This window comes from Acaryochloris sp. 'Moss Beach' (genome assembly GCF_021497025.1).
Classification (GTDB): Bacteria; Cyanobacteriota; Cyanobacteriia; order Thermosynechococcales; family Thermosynechococcaceae; genus Acaryochloris; species Acaryochloris marina_A.
Map to the genome: position 1 here is coordinate 81,197 of NZ_CP071722.1, position 17,000 is coordinate 98,196.

The window sequence follows — 17,000 nt, forward strand, 5'->3', positions numbered from 1 at the left end:
TCGGTAACTTCTCACTACTCATATTTCCCCCTCCAATTCCCGCGACAGCTCAGCCTCAATCTCCTCAATACTCGGCAAACTCCGATCCAAAGGCTCTGGCAACGCCCTCACCAGTTCATACTCCGCCACCCCCATCGGTTTCTCCATCCCCGACAGCGCATATTCCGCCACTAACTGATTCTTTGTTTTACACAACAACAACCCAATCGTAGGCAGATCATCCTCCGCCTTCATCTGAGCATCAACCGCACTCAGATAAAAATTCAACTGCCCCGCATGTTCTGGCTTAAACGCCGTCGCCTTCAACTCCACCACCACATAACACTTCAACCGCGTGTGATAAAACAGCAAATCAATAAAAAACTCATCCCCCCCGCCACCTCCAGCCGCACCTGACGGCCCACAAACGCAAACCCTGCCCCCCAGCTCCAGCAAAAAGTGCGTAATGTGGCGAACCAACGCCCCTTCAATATCTCGTTCCTGAGCCTCATCCCCTAACCCTAAAAAATCAAAGTGATAGGGATCCTTGAGCACCTGCACCGCTAAATCTGCCTGCGGCTGAGTCAATCGCTGCTCAAAATTGGTCAGCGCAGCCCCTTGCCGGTCATGCAGATGATTCTTAATCTGCTTTTCCAATGTCGAACGACTCCAGCCCTCATCCAATGCCTGAACTGCATACCACTCCCGGACTGTTGGATCAGCAACTTTTGTCAGCAGAGTCACCACATGGAACCAAGGAAATTGGTCAGCAAGCTGCTGACCAATTTGCAAATTCGGACACTCCTCAGCAAAACGGCGCATATACTTCAGGTTTGAGACTGAAAGCCCTTTCATCTCTGGGAAAGCTTCTCTTAGATCAGTCGATAAGCGGTTAATGACCTTCGCACCCCATCCCTGCTGTCGCTGCCGCTCCAAAATATCGCAGCCAATCGAATGATAGAGACGAATTTGTTCTGAATGGGCTGCTAGCACCGCCCGCGATCTCGCACTCTGAATGCGCTGCTTCAGACTGGCTAACCAATCCCCATAGTCTGGTGGCAACACCAATGGTCCTTGACTCATAACTCAAAACCCATCTTCGCCAAATGGTCCGCCACTGTTGCTTCTAGATCTGTCACCTTATTTGTCAATACTGGCAACGCCACCTCATACCGTTCCGCTAACACTTTTACCCGCTGCGTTAACCCTTGACTGACCCGATCCATCTCCCCAGCGATAGCCGACCCAATCCGTGCCAGCCATTTATCATCCACTACCAGAGTCTGAATATCAGTCTCGCTCAGCAATGGATAGCGGTCATAAACCTGCTGATCTAGCTTCGCTTCAGCCCCCTTAATGGCCTTCTTCAAATCTGCCTGCTGATTGCATAACTTCAGCCAAGCTTTGAGAACGGCTTCCTCTGCCTTTGCCTCTGCATCCCCCTTAATCTGCTTTATCCGCGCCGACACATTGGCCTTATTCACCTTTTCTAGCTCAGCGAATGCCCCCTCATCCCCGCTATGCTCTTCTTCTAACTCCGTCATCTGTGCAGTTAGAGACTCCAGTTTCGCCGTCTGCTCATCAATGGCAAGCTGCTCTGCCGAGAAATACCGTGCCACCATCAACGCTTTGGGCACCAAATCACAAGCCCATCCCTTATCGGACTCTTTCCCCTTCTTGTTCACCTCAATGATGCGGTAGGTCTCTGCCTGCCAACCCTCCGCTGCAATCAAATAGCAGTCATCCTGCATGACCTCAGCCCAGTAATCCATCAGATGCTGATAGACGTCATACCGATCGATTAAATCCTTGCCAACATAATGCTCTAGTAAATCCTCTGACAGTTTCCCTATCACGGTTTTCGGTTTGCAGCCTAGTTCTAATTCCTTCAGCATCAACACACTACGCTGTCGCCAATCCTCAAACAGCGCTGCCATCTCCTCCACAAAAGCCATAAATTCAGGATGCTCAAAGATCGCAGCCTTGATGCCATCCTTGGCCACCGCCAAATCCAAATACCCTGGACGATTCTCTTGGAATAGCGCCTGTTTGAGCTGGGGACAAACGGCCCAGTACTTCTGCAAGGCATCCACGTCCACCTCGGGAATGCCACCCTTTAGGTGTCCCGCAATATCTTGAATATCTTCAGCCTGCTGACTATCGATGTAGCGTGGAATATTTAGATTAAACTCATTGCCCTCAATCTCATCCAAAGGCACCAGACGCGAGAACTTATCCACCTCAACCTGGCGATTAAACACATCCACAATCCGATGGATATCCATATCCCGCAGCCGGTTTTTATTTCCATCTTTCATAAAGCCCGCACTGGCATCGATCATAAAAATGCCCTGGCGATTCTGGGCTTGGGCCTTATCAATCACTACAATGCAAGCCGGAATTCCTGTCCCATAGAATAAATTGGCAGGAAGGCCAATAATGCCTTTGAGATAGCCTCGCTGAATCAGATTACGGCGAATCTCTGCCTCTGCATTGCCTCTGAACAATACGCCGTGGGGCAAAATGCAGGCTCCCTTGCCGGTGCTTTTCAGCGATCTAACAATGTGGAGCAGATAGGCATAATCCCCCTGTTTGTCGGGGGGAATGCCATAGATGAAGCGACCATGGGGATCTTGAACAGGGGAAACGCCATTACTCCATCGTTTATCGCTAAAGGGCGGATTGGCAATCACATAGTCAAAGGTCTTTAGTTCCCCTTGTTCTGACAGATACAACGGGTTGGCTAGGGTATTACCCTGTTTAATCTCTGCTGTGGGATTGTCATGCAAAATCATATTCATCCGGGCTAACCCCGAAGTCGCCGCATCCTTCTCCTGCCCATAGAGGGAGACAGACGTAATAGCCTCATCGCTAACCTTGAGCAGCAACGACCCCGATCCACAGGTCGGGTCATAGACCGTTGTACTGGGACTGGTCTCGGCATCCCGGATACCCATGATCTGGGCAATCACCCGACTCACCTCTGCCGGTGTATAAAATTGCCCCTTGCTCTTGCCACTCTCAGTCGCAAAGTGGCGCATTAGGTATTCATAGGCATCTCCGAGAATGTCATCCCCATCGGCTCGGTTTTTACTAAAGTCCAGCCCTTTATTCTCAAAGATGGCGATCAGGTTGGTGAGCCGATCCACCAATTCTTTGCCACTGCCTAACTTCGTTGCATCGTTGAAGTCCGGCATATCGGACAGCTTATTTGCGGATGCCAGTGGCCCAATAATCTTTTTATTGACATCATCACCAATACTGCTAGTGCCCTTAAGAGCGACCATATCGGCAAAGCTAGCCCCTGGTGGAATCGTTATTGGGGCATAGGGTACATCCGCGTATTTGTCACTGACGTACTTGATAAACAGCATCACCAATACATAGTCTTTATATTGGCTGGCATCCATGCCACCCCGCAGCTCATCGCAGCTAGCCCAAAGTGAGCTGTAAAGTTCTGATTTCTTTAATGCCACAGCGATCCCAATTTACTCACTTTTAGAGCTTGTCCTTCAATATTGAACCTCAGACACGCTCTAAAAAGGCAGTATGCAATAAATATCTTCGAATATCCAGATCCATTCGGTATCTCGGTGGGGGAATAGAATGCTTTCTGAATCCACGAGAATTCATTCTCAATTTAAAGGAGGGAATCCCAACATAAAATATGCGTCTAATATCTTATTTACATTAAAAATTACATTAAATTGTGTCACCTCAGAGGGGCGACTTGTACACTAACACTGAAGCGGGTTTTAAGAATAAGTTGGCCGCTCACCCCTCAATGAAGGAGGTTGCTAAGTGTCGAAGCCGTTAAATAAGGTATGCCTAGAGTGCTCAAAGCTGTCCCAAAAGAATGCGATCTTGCTCCACGGACCCGGAACTGGGACGGCTTGTTGGAATCCAAAGAATTGCCCCCGGAAGCGATCTCATTATCGGCATCGGAGGGATAACAATGAAAGACAACGAGCGCAATACCGGGACAAGAACCCTAAAACAACGCCAGTTGACGCCACTGTCGAATCAATCTCCATCCCGGTCCTAGCTCCTCCAGTTGCCTTGATCTATCTCTACCGGGAAAAGCCCCAGGATTCCCACCTCCATGCTTTGGCTGTGAGTGTCTGGCAGGGCAGTGAGAAGTTAGCGGAAATTGAAGCAATTCACTGCATGGGAATGACGAATACCCAGGTACGGAACTACCTAAATCAAGTGCTGAAGGTATTGCGCGATCGCTATGGCATCACGGAGTTTGAACCCGCTATTCGCATGGAACCATCTGAGTGTGAGATCGCAGAATGCCCCCTCAAGGACAAGCTATGTTCCAACAACTTGAGTTAGATTTTGCCAATGTCTTGGCCTCTGCTTTTGATGAACCTGAGCAGGCCGATATTGCTCTGATGTGTGCCTCCTTAGATCTGTATCTGGAGGGGCGATCTCATCGTGAACAGCTCCGGGTGGCTGGAATCATGCTTGAGGATCAATTCAGAGGAGAAACGACAAGCTTTCAGACTACCCTGATCGCCCATGACACCGTTACCCAGTTTTGAACCTGGCCAAACTTTCAGTGATTTAGAGTTGGAATTGAATTCGCCAACAGCATCGAATCGTTGTCATGCCACCTTCAGGGCGAGAAGAATGTCAAAGATAGCTATCAACTAGCTGGTTTATCTCCTAAGATGCCATAAAGAGGATTGCGTGCTTGGCGATCCCGATATTGACCCCGTTGCCACAGAATCGTGCATAATCCTAAAATAACCAATTCAATCAGAATAGCTATAAACAAAGGATGACTATTCTTGGATAGTACACTCATCATAGATAAAGTGGCGAACCCTGCAGTGATGGGTAACCAACAGAAGAAAGGGAAGGAAAAAATGACAGTAAGCCTGCGCCAACGTTGTCTTGGAGGATCTTTGCTACCCCCATATTCCTATGCCATAGCCACAAAGCCAAGCCCCCAGCCAAAGCCACAGCCACAGCCCAAGCCCTATCCCCAGCCCCAGCCACAGACACAGCCCCAGCCAAAGCCACAGCCACAGCCACAGCCCTATCCACAGCCCTATCCACAGCCCCCAGCCCTATCCCCAGCCACAGCCCCCAACCAAAGCCACAGCCACAGCCAAAGCCACAGCCCCAGCCCTATCCACAGCCCCCAGCCAAAGCCAAAGCCAAAGCCAAAGCCATAGCCCCAGCCACAGCCCCAGCAAAAGCCCTATATAAGGGTTGCCCGCCCCCCCCAAACTAAACCATCTTGCCAGAAGCGCTGGAACTCATTCCAGAAAGTTATAGGCCCCTGGAGTCCAAATCGCATAAATACATTCGGTTCTAGACGCCCTTCTACACCCAGCCATAGAAATACCCAAAAAGTAAATATAACCAGGGCGAACCATCCCACCACTAATGACCCTGGAACAGTCTGTAAGGCAATAACGGCTCCCCAAAGCGCGAACAAAGACATTAAAAAGGCGGTAATAAGGGTAAAACTGTAATGCCATCCTTTCTTAAAGTCATACTCCAAATATTGATACAGGGAACTCCAGTCATTTGGTGCAAGTTCACGAGTAGTGGTGACGAGACGTGCGAGAAGATCCAACTGTTGTCTGGGATTCAAACTCGATAAGGTATAGTTCCAGCTCGTACGAGAGGTTAAAGTGTGCTCAGTTTTTCGGTTTGGAGATGTTTCTACTCCTGCCTTTAGCAGCAAAGTTTCCACCTCCTTGCGAGTAGCTTCAACTAGGTCATGGGTCATTTCTGATTGCTCAAGCAGAAACTCCGCTCGATCGGTTAATGAGTTTGGTAACTGATTCCTCTCCAAGAGTTCAATGGCACAGAGCGGAATGGCTAGACGAGGATCTAGTGGGGGGACTGGTCTCGGAATTGGCTCTAAGTCTCCATGCCCAATCTGGTAAGCTATCCGACCTGCAAGAATGGGTAGGGTTGATTCAGAAGTGGTTGAGAAGGGACTCCATATCCAGTCCACAATGGGGGCTTGACGTTGGCTTTCAGTTAAAGTATATCTTTCTAGATCTTTTTCAATTGAAGTGTCAGCGACCAGCATCCCCAAATACCACGCAGCCCGAGTCGCTTTGTAACTATCCTCATCCCATAGCCAAGGTACCAACGCCATAGCTGCTTCTGGGGTTGCGATTTCGGCGAGGTCTGACATAGCCTCTTTCCAAACATCATCGTCTTGGATCCAGTGGGCTAATGCTGGAACTGCCAAGTTCCCCATACGGACCAAGGACTCTCGCAGATTCAAGGCATCATTCTTGTACTGCTGGGACAACTTAGGAACTGCTTCAGATCGATTTGTCCAGGACAGGGCATTAGCAGCACCCTGGCGTCTCTCCAAATTGTTGTGTTCACACGCTAAAGTATTGGCTAAAAACTGGAATACGGCATCCCCTCGGGGCCGAGCGTTTGACGCTACAGTTCCAAATGCCTGGGCAATTGTGTCTTCTTTTCCAGCCTGGGCAATTTGGCTCCTAAATTCGCCAATAATTCTCTCTGCCTCTGCTTCTTGCACGCTTAGGGCATCTGCAAGGCACTCAAACCCTGTAATCGCATCCTGTTGATAAATTGTAGTAATGAGGTCGGTGCTATCTTTGGTTAAACCACACCAAAGCTTGACCACTTCCCGCCAAGACCCTGGCTCTGCCTGAAACCATTGAATGAGTTCCGCCTTCTTTTCCGTTAGGGCTTCTGCAGCAAAATACTCCTGTAGCGTTAGATGGGCAAATTGATAGTTTTCCCCATCGCCTAGACGGAGTAACAAGCCACTGCGCTCAATAATTTCACTCAAAATTGGTTGAGTGTCTTGCTCAACGCTCAGATTACGACCGGGTAGCACTGATTCGATTTGTTCCAGTATTGAGCTGTACTTTATACTCCGAAGATTATGCTGATCTGACCTACTTCGCTTTTGATTAAACAGGGCTAGATCCTGCAAGACGGCACGCTTGTCAATCGCTTTATACTCGTTATGCTTTTTTTGCCACTGTCCCAGAAGAGAACGAGTAGACTCTTCGTAGAATTCAGCTCGTGAATAGGGCAACTCGACCCCTTCTGTATAGAGAAAGGCAATGATGGTAAGCAGCAGTGGATTACGTGCCAAAGCCATGATCCGAGGCCGATCACCTAAGGTTCGCATCAGTTCTTCCAGCGATCTCTCGGGGGACATTTTCTCTTCCCATGCCCTCAAAAACCGGCGAATTTGCTGATCACTGAATTCAATAACATCCAACTGTTGATCAGTTATCGGTGGATCAAATTGACCACTATAGACCATCGTGCGGCATGAGATAACTGCTCTACACTCTTGATAAGTCTGCAATAAATCCTGAATGCATGCCACGACCTCAAGTCGAGCATTGCTGCTCACTTCGTCTAAGCCATCCAGTAGCAGCATCAGCTTTCCTTGCTTTAATTGCTGGCGCACAAAGCCATCTGCTTTAGGCCAGCCATACAGCTTAAAGACCTGCACAAGTTCCAGAATCAAATCTTCTTGCGTTAGGTCAGCTTTTTTGAGTCGGTTCAGTTCCAACAACACTAATACTGGTCGCCCTGGCAACAAAAGCTGACCTTGGGCATAGGAAAAGAATAAATACCGCAACAGCATAGTTTTCCCAGAACCCGGCGCACCAGTCACCATCAAGCGCGAATAGTCCCTGACTGCTTGCGCTGCATCTAACCCTGCTCTGACACCTTGAGTAGGCTGTTCAGTGCTGTTCTTAGATACTTTGAGAGCCACATAGATCTGGTCCATGGGCAAAGGACTGTGGGACCTAAAGGGAATGAAAACCTGGCTATGCTTCTTAATTACAGTCTGTTTATATCTTCGCAGGGCAAGGTTGTAAAAGAGAGGATTGCCTGCCAATCGCTGGAATAACCACTCCCAAACCTTTGCAAATCCCTTCTTGATCTGGTCCCGGAAGCTCATCACTAACACAGATCCTATGAAGCTAAGCACGATCGCCAAACCTTTCGGCAACTTTTCATAGGCTTCCACTAGAAAAGTTCTAGAGGGCTTCAAACGGTCATATTCTGTTTCATAAATGTCCTCAATCTCAATCGGGGACAACCCCACTGAATTATCCCGATAGGTATTCAGAATCCGATCAGTTTTTGCCTCTCCTTTTTTAGCATGACGGGCTGCATGTTGCTTGATCCAAGTCTCTAGTTCCTGACGATCCTTCGGTGGACGTGTATTTCCTGGTAGGACACTACCAATAAGAATGGTCCAAGCTAACCCCAAAGCAAATAGGCTTATCAGGCGCTTACCCAATTTTTGCCTCGATTTATGGCGAAAGGCAGTAATCCTATTAGTGAATGTCCACAAGACTGACTTGATCTGATGATACAAACGATACCAACTAAAAATGGCATACTTTGGCATCAGGCAATCCCCTCACATCATTAACCAATCATTTTGACTCAATATGGTTCTACACAATCGAACCCACATCTGATTTTTTTTGGTACGCCTTAAAAAGCTTATGTAGCAAGGACGATAAGACGCCAAGCGAAGATAGGAATTTGCTGAAATCGAGTTCCCATTTAGCCAATACTTTTTGAAACCCTGATCGTTCAGTCAAACATTCGCATTTGTGCTCTATTATTGCGAGCAATCACTGAAAAACAGTCTTGGCTCATTCACTAGAAGTATTGATGTTGAAGGGCTATAGGAGACAACGGGAAAAGTTAGGTTGAGAAATGATTGACAAGTAATCCACTATTACTCAAGTGGGATATCCTTATTCAGACAATTTGATAAGCAACTTCTTTTCAGGAAATCAACAAAGAGCGGATGATCAGCGCTTGATAATGTGAAGCAACCAGAACAGTCCGGGAAGCGCTATATAGGAGATGATTGGCACGATAACCGCTACAGCAATAAGAGTGACGACGAGCCGATCAGAAGACACGTTTTGCGAAATCCATGGCGGCACGTAGTAGACCAAAGGGAGTAGTGTAATAAAGGTGAAGAACGCCACCAAATGCCGGTTCGGCGGCGTCCGTTTTTGGTTGGAGTTCATTGTTACTGTTTGGAGAAGTAGCTATTCATAACATAGCAGTATTTCATCGTATGACCTGCAAGCACCTGACCCAAGCCACTCCGCTAATCATTCGTAATTTCAATGGCTTCAGCTACCACGAGAACTAGCTTCACAATTGATCCATCAGCATGTCCATGAATGGGCGAAGAGAAGGTGATTTTTGAGAGACCCCGGAATCCGTTAGAACGCGAAACCAAGTGCTGAAGGTCTTGCGCGATCGGTTTGGCATCACGGAATTTGAACCCCCGATTCGCATGGAACCAACCGAGTGTGAAATTGCAGAATGTCCTCTCAAGGATAAGCTCCATGTTCCAGCAACTTGAGCTAGATTTCGCCAGTACGTTAGCCTCCGCTTTGGATGAACCTGAGCAAGCTGATATTTCCCTGATGTGTGCCTCACTGGAGCAGCATCTACAGGGCCGTTCTCCCCACGAACAGCTCCGGGTGGCTGGGGATGCGATCAAGGATATGGCTGAGGTTTGTTTTCAGCGGGCAGAGCTAATGATCCAGGATTGGGAGGAGCGATATAACTCTGAAGGTCCAGTGTTGGATGAGGATTTTCTGGCTGGGATGGTGCAGCAGACGATGTTGTTAGATTTATCCGATCTGTGTCGTCAGCCTAAATCACTGAAGAGACTCCAGGTGCTGGGCGATCGAGTCAGAGGAAAAACGACTAGCCTTCAGATTACCTTGATCGCCTATGACACTGTTACCCAGTTTTGTACCAGATCCAATCCCGTTACTTCGGTTATTAATCACCCTCTCGGCTACGATTATGTTGATAACCCAGGCAAACGTCATTAATAGATCTCGAGTAGGCCCACTTGGCTCTCCAACAGTCAATAACCACGGTATTGTAATAAATACTTGCGTTCCTGCTCCTTGACCTAGTGCATACGCACGGATCATCCAAGCTCGGTGTTGCACAAACCGCTGTTTTAGAACCGCTGCTAGTCCTAGTAAAATATATGCAATCATGGCGAATCCAACGATAATACGAACACAATAAAGTAGGACTCCCTGAAGCTCATCAGGGAAGGAGTAATAGTGAGTCATCCACAACCCCGAAAGGGCGGAAATCATACCTGCTAAAACCAATAGCCGACCTGCTAGCCGATGCCATTTTGGATACCTTCTTATAACACTGGGAAGAAACTGAAAGACTCCAAGAATGCAATATGGAACAGCGGTCAAGATGTGGAATACAACTGGAATTGGTGCTAACTGTACTCTCGGATTTTCAGGTACTAATCCTGAACTGCTAAGCAGGTCCACCAGTCGAAATATTCCACCTACACAAGGGACAAAGCTAAGTAGAAGTAATCCGATCAAGATGATCCATTCTGATTTCTTTAGACTTATCATGGCTGATTCAATTTAATAATGAAAGGGGTGTTATACCAATTACCCAGCGAGATGACCTGTATAGATTTTAAAAAGTATTGCAAACGGGTCAATTCTTCCAATTGAGTAGTTCATGTATACAAGAAATTGGTATTAGACCAACGCCATAAGTTCATGCATACCAAATTATTAATAATGAAGCGGCAATTTCTATAACCAAGAAAAAACATGCCGTCGAGATCGAATCGTGTTGAACTATTTGATCGTGTCGTCAAGATCGTATGAGAATACTTCATTAAGAGGCACACCAAATGCAAGCGCGATGCGAAATGCCAGTTCCAATGATGGCGAATATTTTCCTTTTTCTAACGCATTAATAGTTTGTCTGGTAACCCCAACACGCTTTGCTAGTTCTTGTTGTGTTATTTCATTATGGAAAAAACGTAGTTTGCGGATATTGTTATTAATTCTGTAATCACTCATTATCAATTCTGTAATTACTCACTTTCTCATCCTTGCTGATAAAGTCGTAAACGCATGGCATCCCCTACAATTTGTGCAATGAGACCAAAAAGAATGAGTAAAGAAAACATGATAAGCGGTGATTGCCCAAGCACAAACGTCAACATAGCGATGAAGGTGCCTAGCGATGTAATTCTGTAAGTAATATGGGTACCTTTGTGGTCGATGCGCTGGTCTCGCTCATCAACAAGATCGTCGAATTCAAAATTAGGCTCGCCAGATTGTACTGCATTGGCTGTAGCAGAAATAGTATGCGTGACAATCATTGCTAAAACCGTCGCACAAACTGCAAGCACCGCTACCATAATCCACAGTTGGGTTACGCTTGACTCATTAAAATTGTTGCTTTGTACTAATTGAGCAGTTCGCAGCAAAAAGAAAAGCAGAATCAACGAGAAAGTCGTTAAGGACACAGTTATATTTTTTTGCTGAAATGTCGCCATGTACACCTCATACTTTGCACAAGCATATAAAGTATCTTTAGTGCATAGTAATATATTTTTTACTTTATGTCAAAAAATATACGACGTATTGCTTTGAGATTGTATATCAACTCATTTCGGGTTTTATTCCATGATTCAGATCACTTAAAACCCATGCTCTGCATAGCCTTCCATCGTTACAGACTAAAATGACGCCTGTCATTTAGTTTACCGTTCGTTTGGAGTGCAGATGCCTCAAACTAAGTTCTACAAATGGATTCCAACATTCTTAACCCTTGAGCAGTTTGAGACATTTGTCTTACCCTATTTGCACATCGGCAGTCGGGGACCTCAACCAAAGCTCTCTTTGCATGCCATCTTCAACTACATTTTGAAGTTGCTGCACTTGGGATGTCAGTGGAGTGAGCTACCCATTGAAAAGGACAAAAATGGGCGGCCGGAAATTCACCACTCCAGTATTTATAGAGCCTTTCGACGCTTTGAAACCCATGGGTGTTTTAAAGACATTTTCAAAGCGTCAGTCTCAATGCTTAATGAAAAAGGAAAGTTGGATGCCAGCATTATTCATGGAGATGGGACAACCACTGCAGCCAAGAAAGGGGGCGACAATCTGGGATTCAGTGGACACAAGCACATGAAGGGTGACAAAGTGGTTGCCTTTTGTGATCGCAATTGCAATGTGATCTCTCCCTTTATCACTGCTCCTGGTAACCGGAACGAGTCACCTCTATTCAAAACGGCACTGACGCAAGTAATGAGTACAGCCCGAACCATAGGTATAGACTTGATTGGGACTGTCGTCAGTTTGGACGGTGTGTACGATAGTCGTGAGAATCGCAAAGCCATTTTCAATCGAAGGATGGTGCCAAATATCAATGAAAATCTTCGGGGGAGAAAGACGCCCAAGCCAGGTCCTAAAAGACTGTTCGACTCATCGATTTTCCAAGAGAGATTCAATACCATTGAGCGAGTCTTTGCCTGGGAGGATAAATTCAAGCGCTTGCTACTGCGATTCGAGCGAATCAGCAAACTGCACTATGCCTTGAAAAGCTTGGCATATACGATGATCAATCTTCGGCATTTTTGCCAGGGTTAGCACCCACTTGTAATCCCATAGTTTTACGGGTCTCCTAAATGGAGATTTAGTTTGTCGTGTTGAGAAAACGGAATTATGGGGTGAATTCTCAAAGTGAGGCGATGCAATTACCTGTTCAATCTTTTTCAGGTGTTCATATTGGGTTTAACAGCCAATATTTTAGTTCAGCTAGATAAAAACCCGAAACCAGTTGTGTGTAATTAAGGAAGTTGCTACTAATTATCTTGGTGAAGATCCAAGTTCCATCTGAGCAAAATATTCGAGTAGCATTCGATGGATAAAAATATAGCCACCGCCCACTTTTTGCAAGAAGAGACGCTCAACAGCATAATCGAGAAAATTGACATAGTTCCAGGGGATATATTCCATGCGGTAGAGCATGACTCGTAGGGAGAAATGTCTAAGGCTTGCGGAACCACCACCTATTAATCCACCTATTAATCCACCTGTTAATCCACCAAGTAAACCATAGTGAATTCCAGGAAGCGGCCCGCTAATAAGTCCACTAATAAGTCCACTAATAAGTCCACTAATCAGCCCCAAAGTTAGAGCATTATGAACAGACATCCATATCCCTTGGTTAGCCTTAATTTTTTCTTGATGTGCTATGTCTGGACCTCTAAATCCACCAATTACTCCACCCATTAGCCCACCAATCAGTCCACCAAGTAGCCCAATTAATAACCCAATCAATAGCCTTAGAATCGGGTTATGGTTGGATCCATAACTCAGTCCAATAATCAGTCCAATAATCAGCCCGCTTATCAAGCCAAGAGTATACCCGCTATGCGAAATACTCATTGCTTCTTTCTTTGACCACATCAATGTCTCTACTGTTTTAATATTTTCAAAAAATCCAATAATTAGCCCAACAATCAATCCACCTATTAGACCACTTTTTAGTCCGCTTTTTTAGTCCATAAAATAGCATAAGAATTAACTGATAAACTAATTCAAAAAGTTAGCCCATTTATTGTTCCAATAATTAACCTATTAGGTACAAGAATTAACCAGGAAATAAATCCAAAAAATTAGCCCAGAAATCAACCCAGAAATTAACCCAGAAATTAGCCCACTTCCTATGCGGTACCTAATTTTATAATGCTTTTTAGGAAAATGATTTGGTTGTATACTCTCTACCAGAAAAATCGTTTGGGAATTTTGCAGCATCTGTTGAGCCAACCAGATTAGCCAGTGTGTTGTTTGCTCTTGACGATAGTGCTGGGTAGTGTTTCTGCGTTGAAACATGCGTTTTACATAGGTATCAAACAAACGCTGACGAAAAGCTTCTGATGTCATGGGCTGCGGAAAGTCTTCCCAGTCTGAGTCCAGATAGGCCAGACTCATAATGCTCAGTATCAAAGGTGAAGAGGCTAAAGTTTTAATTTCAGAATTCTGGTTGAGTATTGATCGCAAGGTTACCAAAGATCCCCCTGCTTGCTCTAGGTACTTATCAATTTGCTGAGATGTTAACGGCTGAACGTAAATCGCACTTCGCAAAATTAATTTCTGATCGAGGGTTTCATAGTCACGAATACGGCTACATACAACCATCTCAGTACGGCCATGATCTTGGATGAATTGATTAAGATCTTGTACACAGTTATCCCGATGTTGTGCCTCCACTTCATCAAGTCCATCCATTAATAGGATTAATTGTTCTTTATCAATCTAGGCTTTCCCCAATGTCTTGGAAACGGTATAAATCTCATAGAGTTCCTGTGCTAACCATTCGTTTATAGGCTTCCTCTGTTTAGCCCAAGAGGATAGATTTACCACCACTGGCAAAGGCTGACTTAGATCCTCTGTAGTCCGTTTAATCAGGCTTTCCGCTAACTTCAATAGCGTTACAGTCTTACCCGCACCTGGCTCACCCAGAATCAATAATGTCCTTCCAGCACCGATATCTTCAAACACATCTGCGGCTGATGTTCCCATAGGTAAAAATTGTCGAGGGTTTGTTGGGAACTCCTCAATCCCGTCTAATGGATTAGAAACAGAGTCACTTCGCTCCTCCAACCCCAATTCAATTAAGACTTGTCTGTGGAGTGAGTTTGCTAAGACCCCATCAATCCAAAATTGCTGGACTTTACTGATCAGAACCTGACGCCATCTATACTCTTCTTGACTGAGCAGTTTTGCCGCACTCAAAGATGCTTTAGGGACCTGAACAGTTCCATAGACATTGATAACCCCAACATCACCTTGAATTTGAGTTAATTCCTGGTCTCTCCCAGCGATACCGCCAATCTGCAAAGATCCTAGAACGCTGTCCGAGATATTGATGTTCTGTTCAGACTCTTGGTTAGGTTGTTCACTCATATCCGGGTTAAACCTAAAAGAAGAAGCCGGATGCAACCCCTAGCCAGGGCGTAACCTTTTCTACAATCGGCTTAATTTTTTCCCAGAGACTGGACCCCGCGGTGACTGTTTCACCCGCTTCTTTGAGCACAGTGGTAGCCTTTTTCAGGCTTTTGGCAGCGTAGTCTTTATCTGGTTCTTTAGCCTGAACTTCTTCCTTAGCGATTTCCAGATGTTTGAGGGCCTTGTTACTTTGCTGTTCTGGTAGCCTAGCACTTTGCAACAAGGTCTCCAATTGAGTAATGAGGCCAACAACATCAGCTTGGGTTAGTGAAGCTTCCTTTTCCTGTGTACCCATCTGTTGTGTTTGGTACACAGTCTGATCACGTCCAGCTATTCCTCCGATCTGAACGCTGGAGTTCTGGCCACTACTAACATTGATAGATTGGGAAGGCTTTTCTTCTGACATATTTGCAGTTAACTATTAGATACAAGACAAAAGTATTTTATTTAGTGTGATGGTACTACAGAGATCAATCAGTATTTGCTGATAAGAACAAGAATTTTTCTGCTGTTATGAAGAAGATTTACTTAGACGCTATATACTTTAGACAGATAGTTTAGGAAATGGTGTCTGAGGTGGCAAAGGTCTGAAAAGCTTATACTTCAGTGACTATGAGCGTAGCGAATTAGCCATGACTGAAAAAACAAGCCCACCAAAATCGTACGGCAATTGTTCATTTTGGTGCAACCAAACAAGACTATTTGGACTTGGTGCAAGCAGAAGATCACCGCCCCTTAATCGAGTATTTGCAAGCACCCCTCACAGCTCAACTTTCTTCAGAACGTCATAAGCCCGATTGCTGTGATACCAGTCGTTATACGCTCCATGCTCTACGAGATCGCCAAGTGCAAGGGTGGTTAGGGCCAGTAGAAGCAATCCCTATCTGTCGAACCCGCTGCTTAAGTTGTCGAGCGGTCTTCACTGTCTTGCCCAGCTTCATCCTGCGATATCGTCGCCAAGATGCAGACTGTCTAGGCAAGCTACTGGAGTTAAATCTAGGGATGGGATTGAGCAACAGAGAGACGGCTACAATTTATAGCTGGTTAGGAGTAGAGCGGAGCTGGCAACCGGGTTGGGTTTGGAGTCTGGTGCAGTGGTTGGGAAACCTAATGCCTGTGTGCTTACTGTTGCTGCGTCTGGGACTCACCCCCCCGCCCATTTACTCAGTGACGAGAAGTTTGCCAGTTTAGAGGGGGAGCAAATCTACTTGTTTTTGGTGGCTCAAGCCGAATTAATTTGGTATACCGAATTGATGAAGTCCACGGATGAGGCTGCTTTTCAAGTCAGCATTCATCGATTCTTGACGGGAATGGACGCTGCCGGACAAGCCACAGGTCACTTAGAGCCAGCGCAACTATATGTCCCTGAATCGGTGACCACCGACGGCTGGGTAGCTTCTCAAAATGCATGGACATCTGAGGTTGACCTCGACTTGATAGAGTGCAAACTCCATGGCCAAAAAACGGGTGAGTGCCACCTTTGATGATTTCTCAAAGACCCATCCTGATTGGCTTCCTGAGCAACTCCAACAACTGGAAGATGATTTCGATTCAGTTCTCAATGCTCCTTCACTAGCAGCTTATTCTCAAAGGGTTCGACGCAATCGCGAACGCTATGGCCATGAGCCAATGTTGCTCAATCGATTGGATATTCTCAAGCACAAACGCTTTCTGTTTACGAATCACCTGAAACATAAAGACGCTTCCGCCTATTCTGCACCTTTAGATCGCTCCATGCGATTTTTGGACAAGAAGCTCATGAAATTTGGGCAATACCGAGCAGAGGATGCCATTAACCCCATGGTGAATGCCTGGGCGATTGTGAATAATCTACGACCGTTCCTCCCCGATGCGAAAAAGGCGGGGCAGTCTTTGGCAGAACATTTTGGAGTTCAGCTCAAAGGTTTGTCTTGGATGGAAGCCCTTAACCTATGCACCGTGAGTAATCTGGATGCCATGCTGCTAGCTACTTTCTAGCAGACACCATTTTCTGATCTATCTGCTTTAGAAAGATAGATTGTTACAATCAATAATACTGCTAGTGTATTGTATTGTCCTCAGCGAAAGATTTTAAAAAAAGAAAAATTTTTTTGAATTGTATAAATACTTTATTGATTATAATAAAATTAGTAAAGCAAACAGTAAATATTACTTAATTTTATGAAGCTATGAATATAAATTAGTGATTTACAAGAA

The 17,000-nt window shown here is 45.6% G+C and carries 19 protein-coding genes and 1 pseudogene; 9 read left to right on the forward strand and 11 right to left on the reverse strand.

Features of this window, described 5'->3' with window-relative positions:
* Positions 1-18: 18 nt before the first annotated feature.
* Both HRE53_RS31975 and HRE53_RS31980 read right to left on the reverse strand, forming a co-directional pair.
* On the reverse strand, positions 19-1,062 hold the full coding sequence (locus HRE53_RS31975) for a YhcG family protein (RefSeq protein WP_235112485.1): 1,044 nt from the start codon (positions 1,060-1,062) through the stop codon (positions 19-21).
* Positions 1,059-3,455 carry a type I restriction-modification system subunit M gene (locus tag HRE53_RS31980; RefSeq protein ID WP_235112486.1) on the reverse strand — a complete coding sequence of 799 codons (2,397 nt, stop codon included), beginning with the start codon at positions 3,453-3,455 and terminating at the stop codon, positions 1,059-1,061. The genes HRE53_RS31975 and HRE53_RS31980 overlap by 4 nt, the downstream gene beginning before the upstream one ends.
* Positions 3,456-3,780: 325 nt before the next feature.
* On the opposite strand from HRE53_RS31980, the gene HRE53_RS31985 reads away from it, so the two are divergent.
* The 3 genes from HRE53_RS31985 (at position 3,781) to HRE53_RS31995 (ending at position 5,224) form a co-directional block, all read left to right on the forward strand.
* Positions 3,781-4,317 (forward strand): hypothetical protein, encoded by a 537-nt coding sequence (locus HRE53_RS31985; protein ID WP_235112487.1) that lies wholly within the window; start codon positions 3,781-3,783, stop codon positions 4,315-4,317.
* The gene (locus HRE53_RS31990; protein ID WP_235112488.1) at positions 4,296-4,526 is read left to right on the forward strand and encodes a hypothetical protein; all 231 of its coding nucleotides are present in this window, start codon (positions 4,296-4,298) and stop codon (positions 4,524-4,526) included. Before HRE53_RS31985 ends, HRE53_RS31990 begins: the two co-directional genes overlap by 22 nt.
* Before the next feature lie 350 nt (positions 4,527-4,876).
* The gene (locus HRE53_RS31995; RefSeq protein ID WP_235112489.1) at positions 4,877-5,224 is read left to right on the forward strand and encodes a hypothetical protein; all 348 of its coding nucleotides are present in this window, start codon (positions 4,877-4,879) and stop codon (positions 5,222-5,224) included.
* Here HRE53_RS31995 and HRE53_RS32000 read toward each other — a convergent pair.
* Positions 5,192-8,374: an NACHT domain-containing NTPase gene (locus tag HRE53_RS32000; RefSeq protein ID WP_235112491.1), complete on the reverse strand. Its 3,183-nt coding sequence runs from the start codon at positions 8,372-8,374 to the stop codon at positions 5,192-5,194. The two genes, HRE53_RS31995 and HRE53_RS32000, sit on opposite strands and share 33 nt — an antisense overlap.
* A 415-nt stretch (positions 8,375-8,789) precedes the next feature.
* The gene (locus tag HRE53_RS32005) at positions 8,790-9,014 is read right to left on the reverse strand and encodes a hypothetical protein (RefSeq protein WP_212666878.1); all 225 of its coding nucleotides are present in this window, start codon (positions 9,012-9,014) and stop codon (positions 8,790-8,792) included.
* A 218-nt stretch (positions 9,015-9,232) separates the two neighbouring features.
* Here HRE53_RS32005 and HRE53_RS34745 point away from each other — a divergent pair, with 218 nt between their 5' ends.
* Both HRE53_RS34745 and HRE53_RS32010 read left to right on the forward strand, forming a co-directional pair.
* The gene (locus HRE53_RS34745; RefSeq protein WP_255801645.1) at positions 9,233-9,358 is read left to right on the forward strand and encodes a hypothetical protein; all 126 of its coding nucleotides are present in this window, start codon (positions 9,233-9,235) and stop codon (positions 9,356-9,358) included.
* Positions 9,342-9,839, forward strand: a complete 498-nt coding sequence (locus HRE53_RS32010) for a hypothetical protein (protein ID WP_235112492.1) — start codon at positions 9,342-9,344, stop codon at positions 9,837-9,839. The genes HRE53_RS34745 and HRE53_RS32010 overlap by 17 nt, the downstream gene beginning before the upstream one ends.
* A 12-nt stretch (positions 9,840-9,851) precedes the next feature.
* Here the strand turns inward: HRE53_RS32010 and HRE53_RS35445 are convergent.
* The 3 genes and pseudogenes from HRE53_RS35445 to HRE53_RS32020 form a co-directional block, all read right to left on the reverse strand.
* A pseudogene (locus tag HRE53_RS35445) lies at positions 9,852-10,400 on the reverse strand (DUF2306 domain-containing protein); the annotation flags it as partial.
* Positions 10,401-10,634: 234 nt separating this feature from the next.
* On the reverse strand, positions 10,635-10,862 hold the full coding sequence (locus HRE53_RS32015; protein ID WP_212667254.1) for a helix-turn-helix transcriptional regulator: 228 nt from the start codon (positions 10,860-10,862) through the stop codon (positions 10,635-10,637).
* Positions 10,863-10,888: 26 nt separating this feature from the next.
* Positions 10,889-11,344, reverse strand: coding sequence for a hypothetical protein (locus tag HRE53_RS32020; protein ID WP_212667253.1), 456 nt, complete (start codon positions 11,342-11,344; stop codon positions 10,889-10,891).
* Between the two features lie 229 nt (positions 11,345-11,573).
* Between HRE53_RS32020 and HRE53_RS32025 the strand changes: the two genes are divergently transcribed.
* Complete coding sequence (locus HRE53_RS32025; RefSeq protein WP_235112494.1) at positions 11,574-12,440, forward strand: hypothetical protein; 867 nt, start codon at positions 11,574-11,576, stop codon at positions 12,438-12,440.
* Between the two features lie 219 nt (positions 12,441-12,659).
* On the opposite strand, the gene HRE53_RS32030 is transcribed toward HRE53_RS32025, so the two are convergent.
* The 4 genes from HRE53_RS32030 to HRE53_RS32045 all read right to left on the reverse strand — a co-directional run bounded on the left by HRE53_RS32030 (position 12,660) and on the right by HRE53_RS32045 (position 15,210).
* Complete coding sequence (locus tag HRE53_RS32030; protein WP_235112496.1) at positions 12,660-13,319, reverse strand: hypothetical protein; 660 nt, start codon at positions 13,317-13,319, stop codon at positions 12,660-12,662.
* A gap of 114 nt (positions 13,320-13,433) precedes the next feature.
* A complete protein-coding gene (locus HRE53_RS32035) occupies positions 13,434-14,084 on the reverse strand; it encodes an NACHT domain-containing NTPase (protein WP_235112498.1) in 651 nt (216 codons plus the stop codon).
* A 27-nt stretch (positions 14,085-14,111) separates the two neighbouring features.
* Positions 14,112-14,762, reverse strand: a complete 651-nt coding sequence (locus HRE53_RS32040; protein ID WP_235112499.1) for a hypothetical protein — start codon at positions 14,760-14,762, stop codon at positions 14,112-14,114.
* Positions 14,763-14,775: 13 nt separating this feature from the next.
* Entirely contained in the window at positions 14,776-15,210 is a 435-nt protein-coding gene (locus HRE53_RS32045) for a hypothetical protein (RefSeq protein WP_235112501.1), read from the reverse strand.
* Positions 15,211-15,515: 305 nt separating this feature from the next.
* Between HRE53_RS32045 and HRE53_RS32050 the strand changes: the two genes are divergently transcribed.
* The 3 genes from HRE53_RS32050 to HRE53_RS32060 are packed head-to-tail and all read left to right on the forward strand — an operon-like array spanning position 15,516 to position 16,781.
* Positions 15,516-15,995, forward strand: coding sequence for a DUF6431 domain-containing protein (locus tag HRE53_RS32050; protein WP_235112503.1), 480 nt, complete (start codon positions 15,516-15,518; stop codon positions 15,993-15,995).
* A gap of 26 nt (positions 15,996-16,021) precedes the next feature.
* The gene (locus HRE53_RS32055; RefSeq protein ID WP_235112505.1) at positions 16,022-16,288 is read left to right on the forward strand and encodes a hypothetical protein; all 267 of its coding nucleotides are present in this window, start codon (positions 16,022-16,024) and stop codon (positions 16,286-16,288) included.
* Complete coding sequence (locus HRE53_RS32060; protein ID WP_235112506.1) at positions 16,257-16,781, forward strand: hypothetical protein; 525 nt, start codon at positions 16,257-16,259, stop codon at positions 16,779-16,781. The genes HRE53_RS32055 and HRE53_RS32060 overlap by 32 nt, the downstream gene beginning before the upstream one ends.
* Positions 16,782-17,000: the final 219 nt, after the last annotated feature.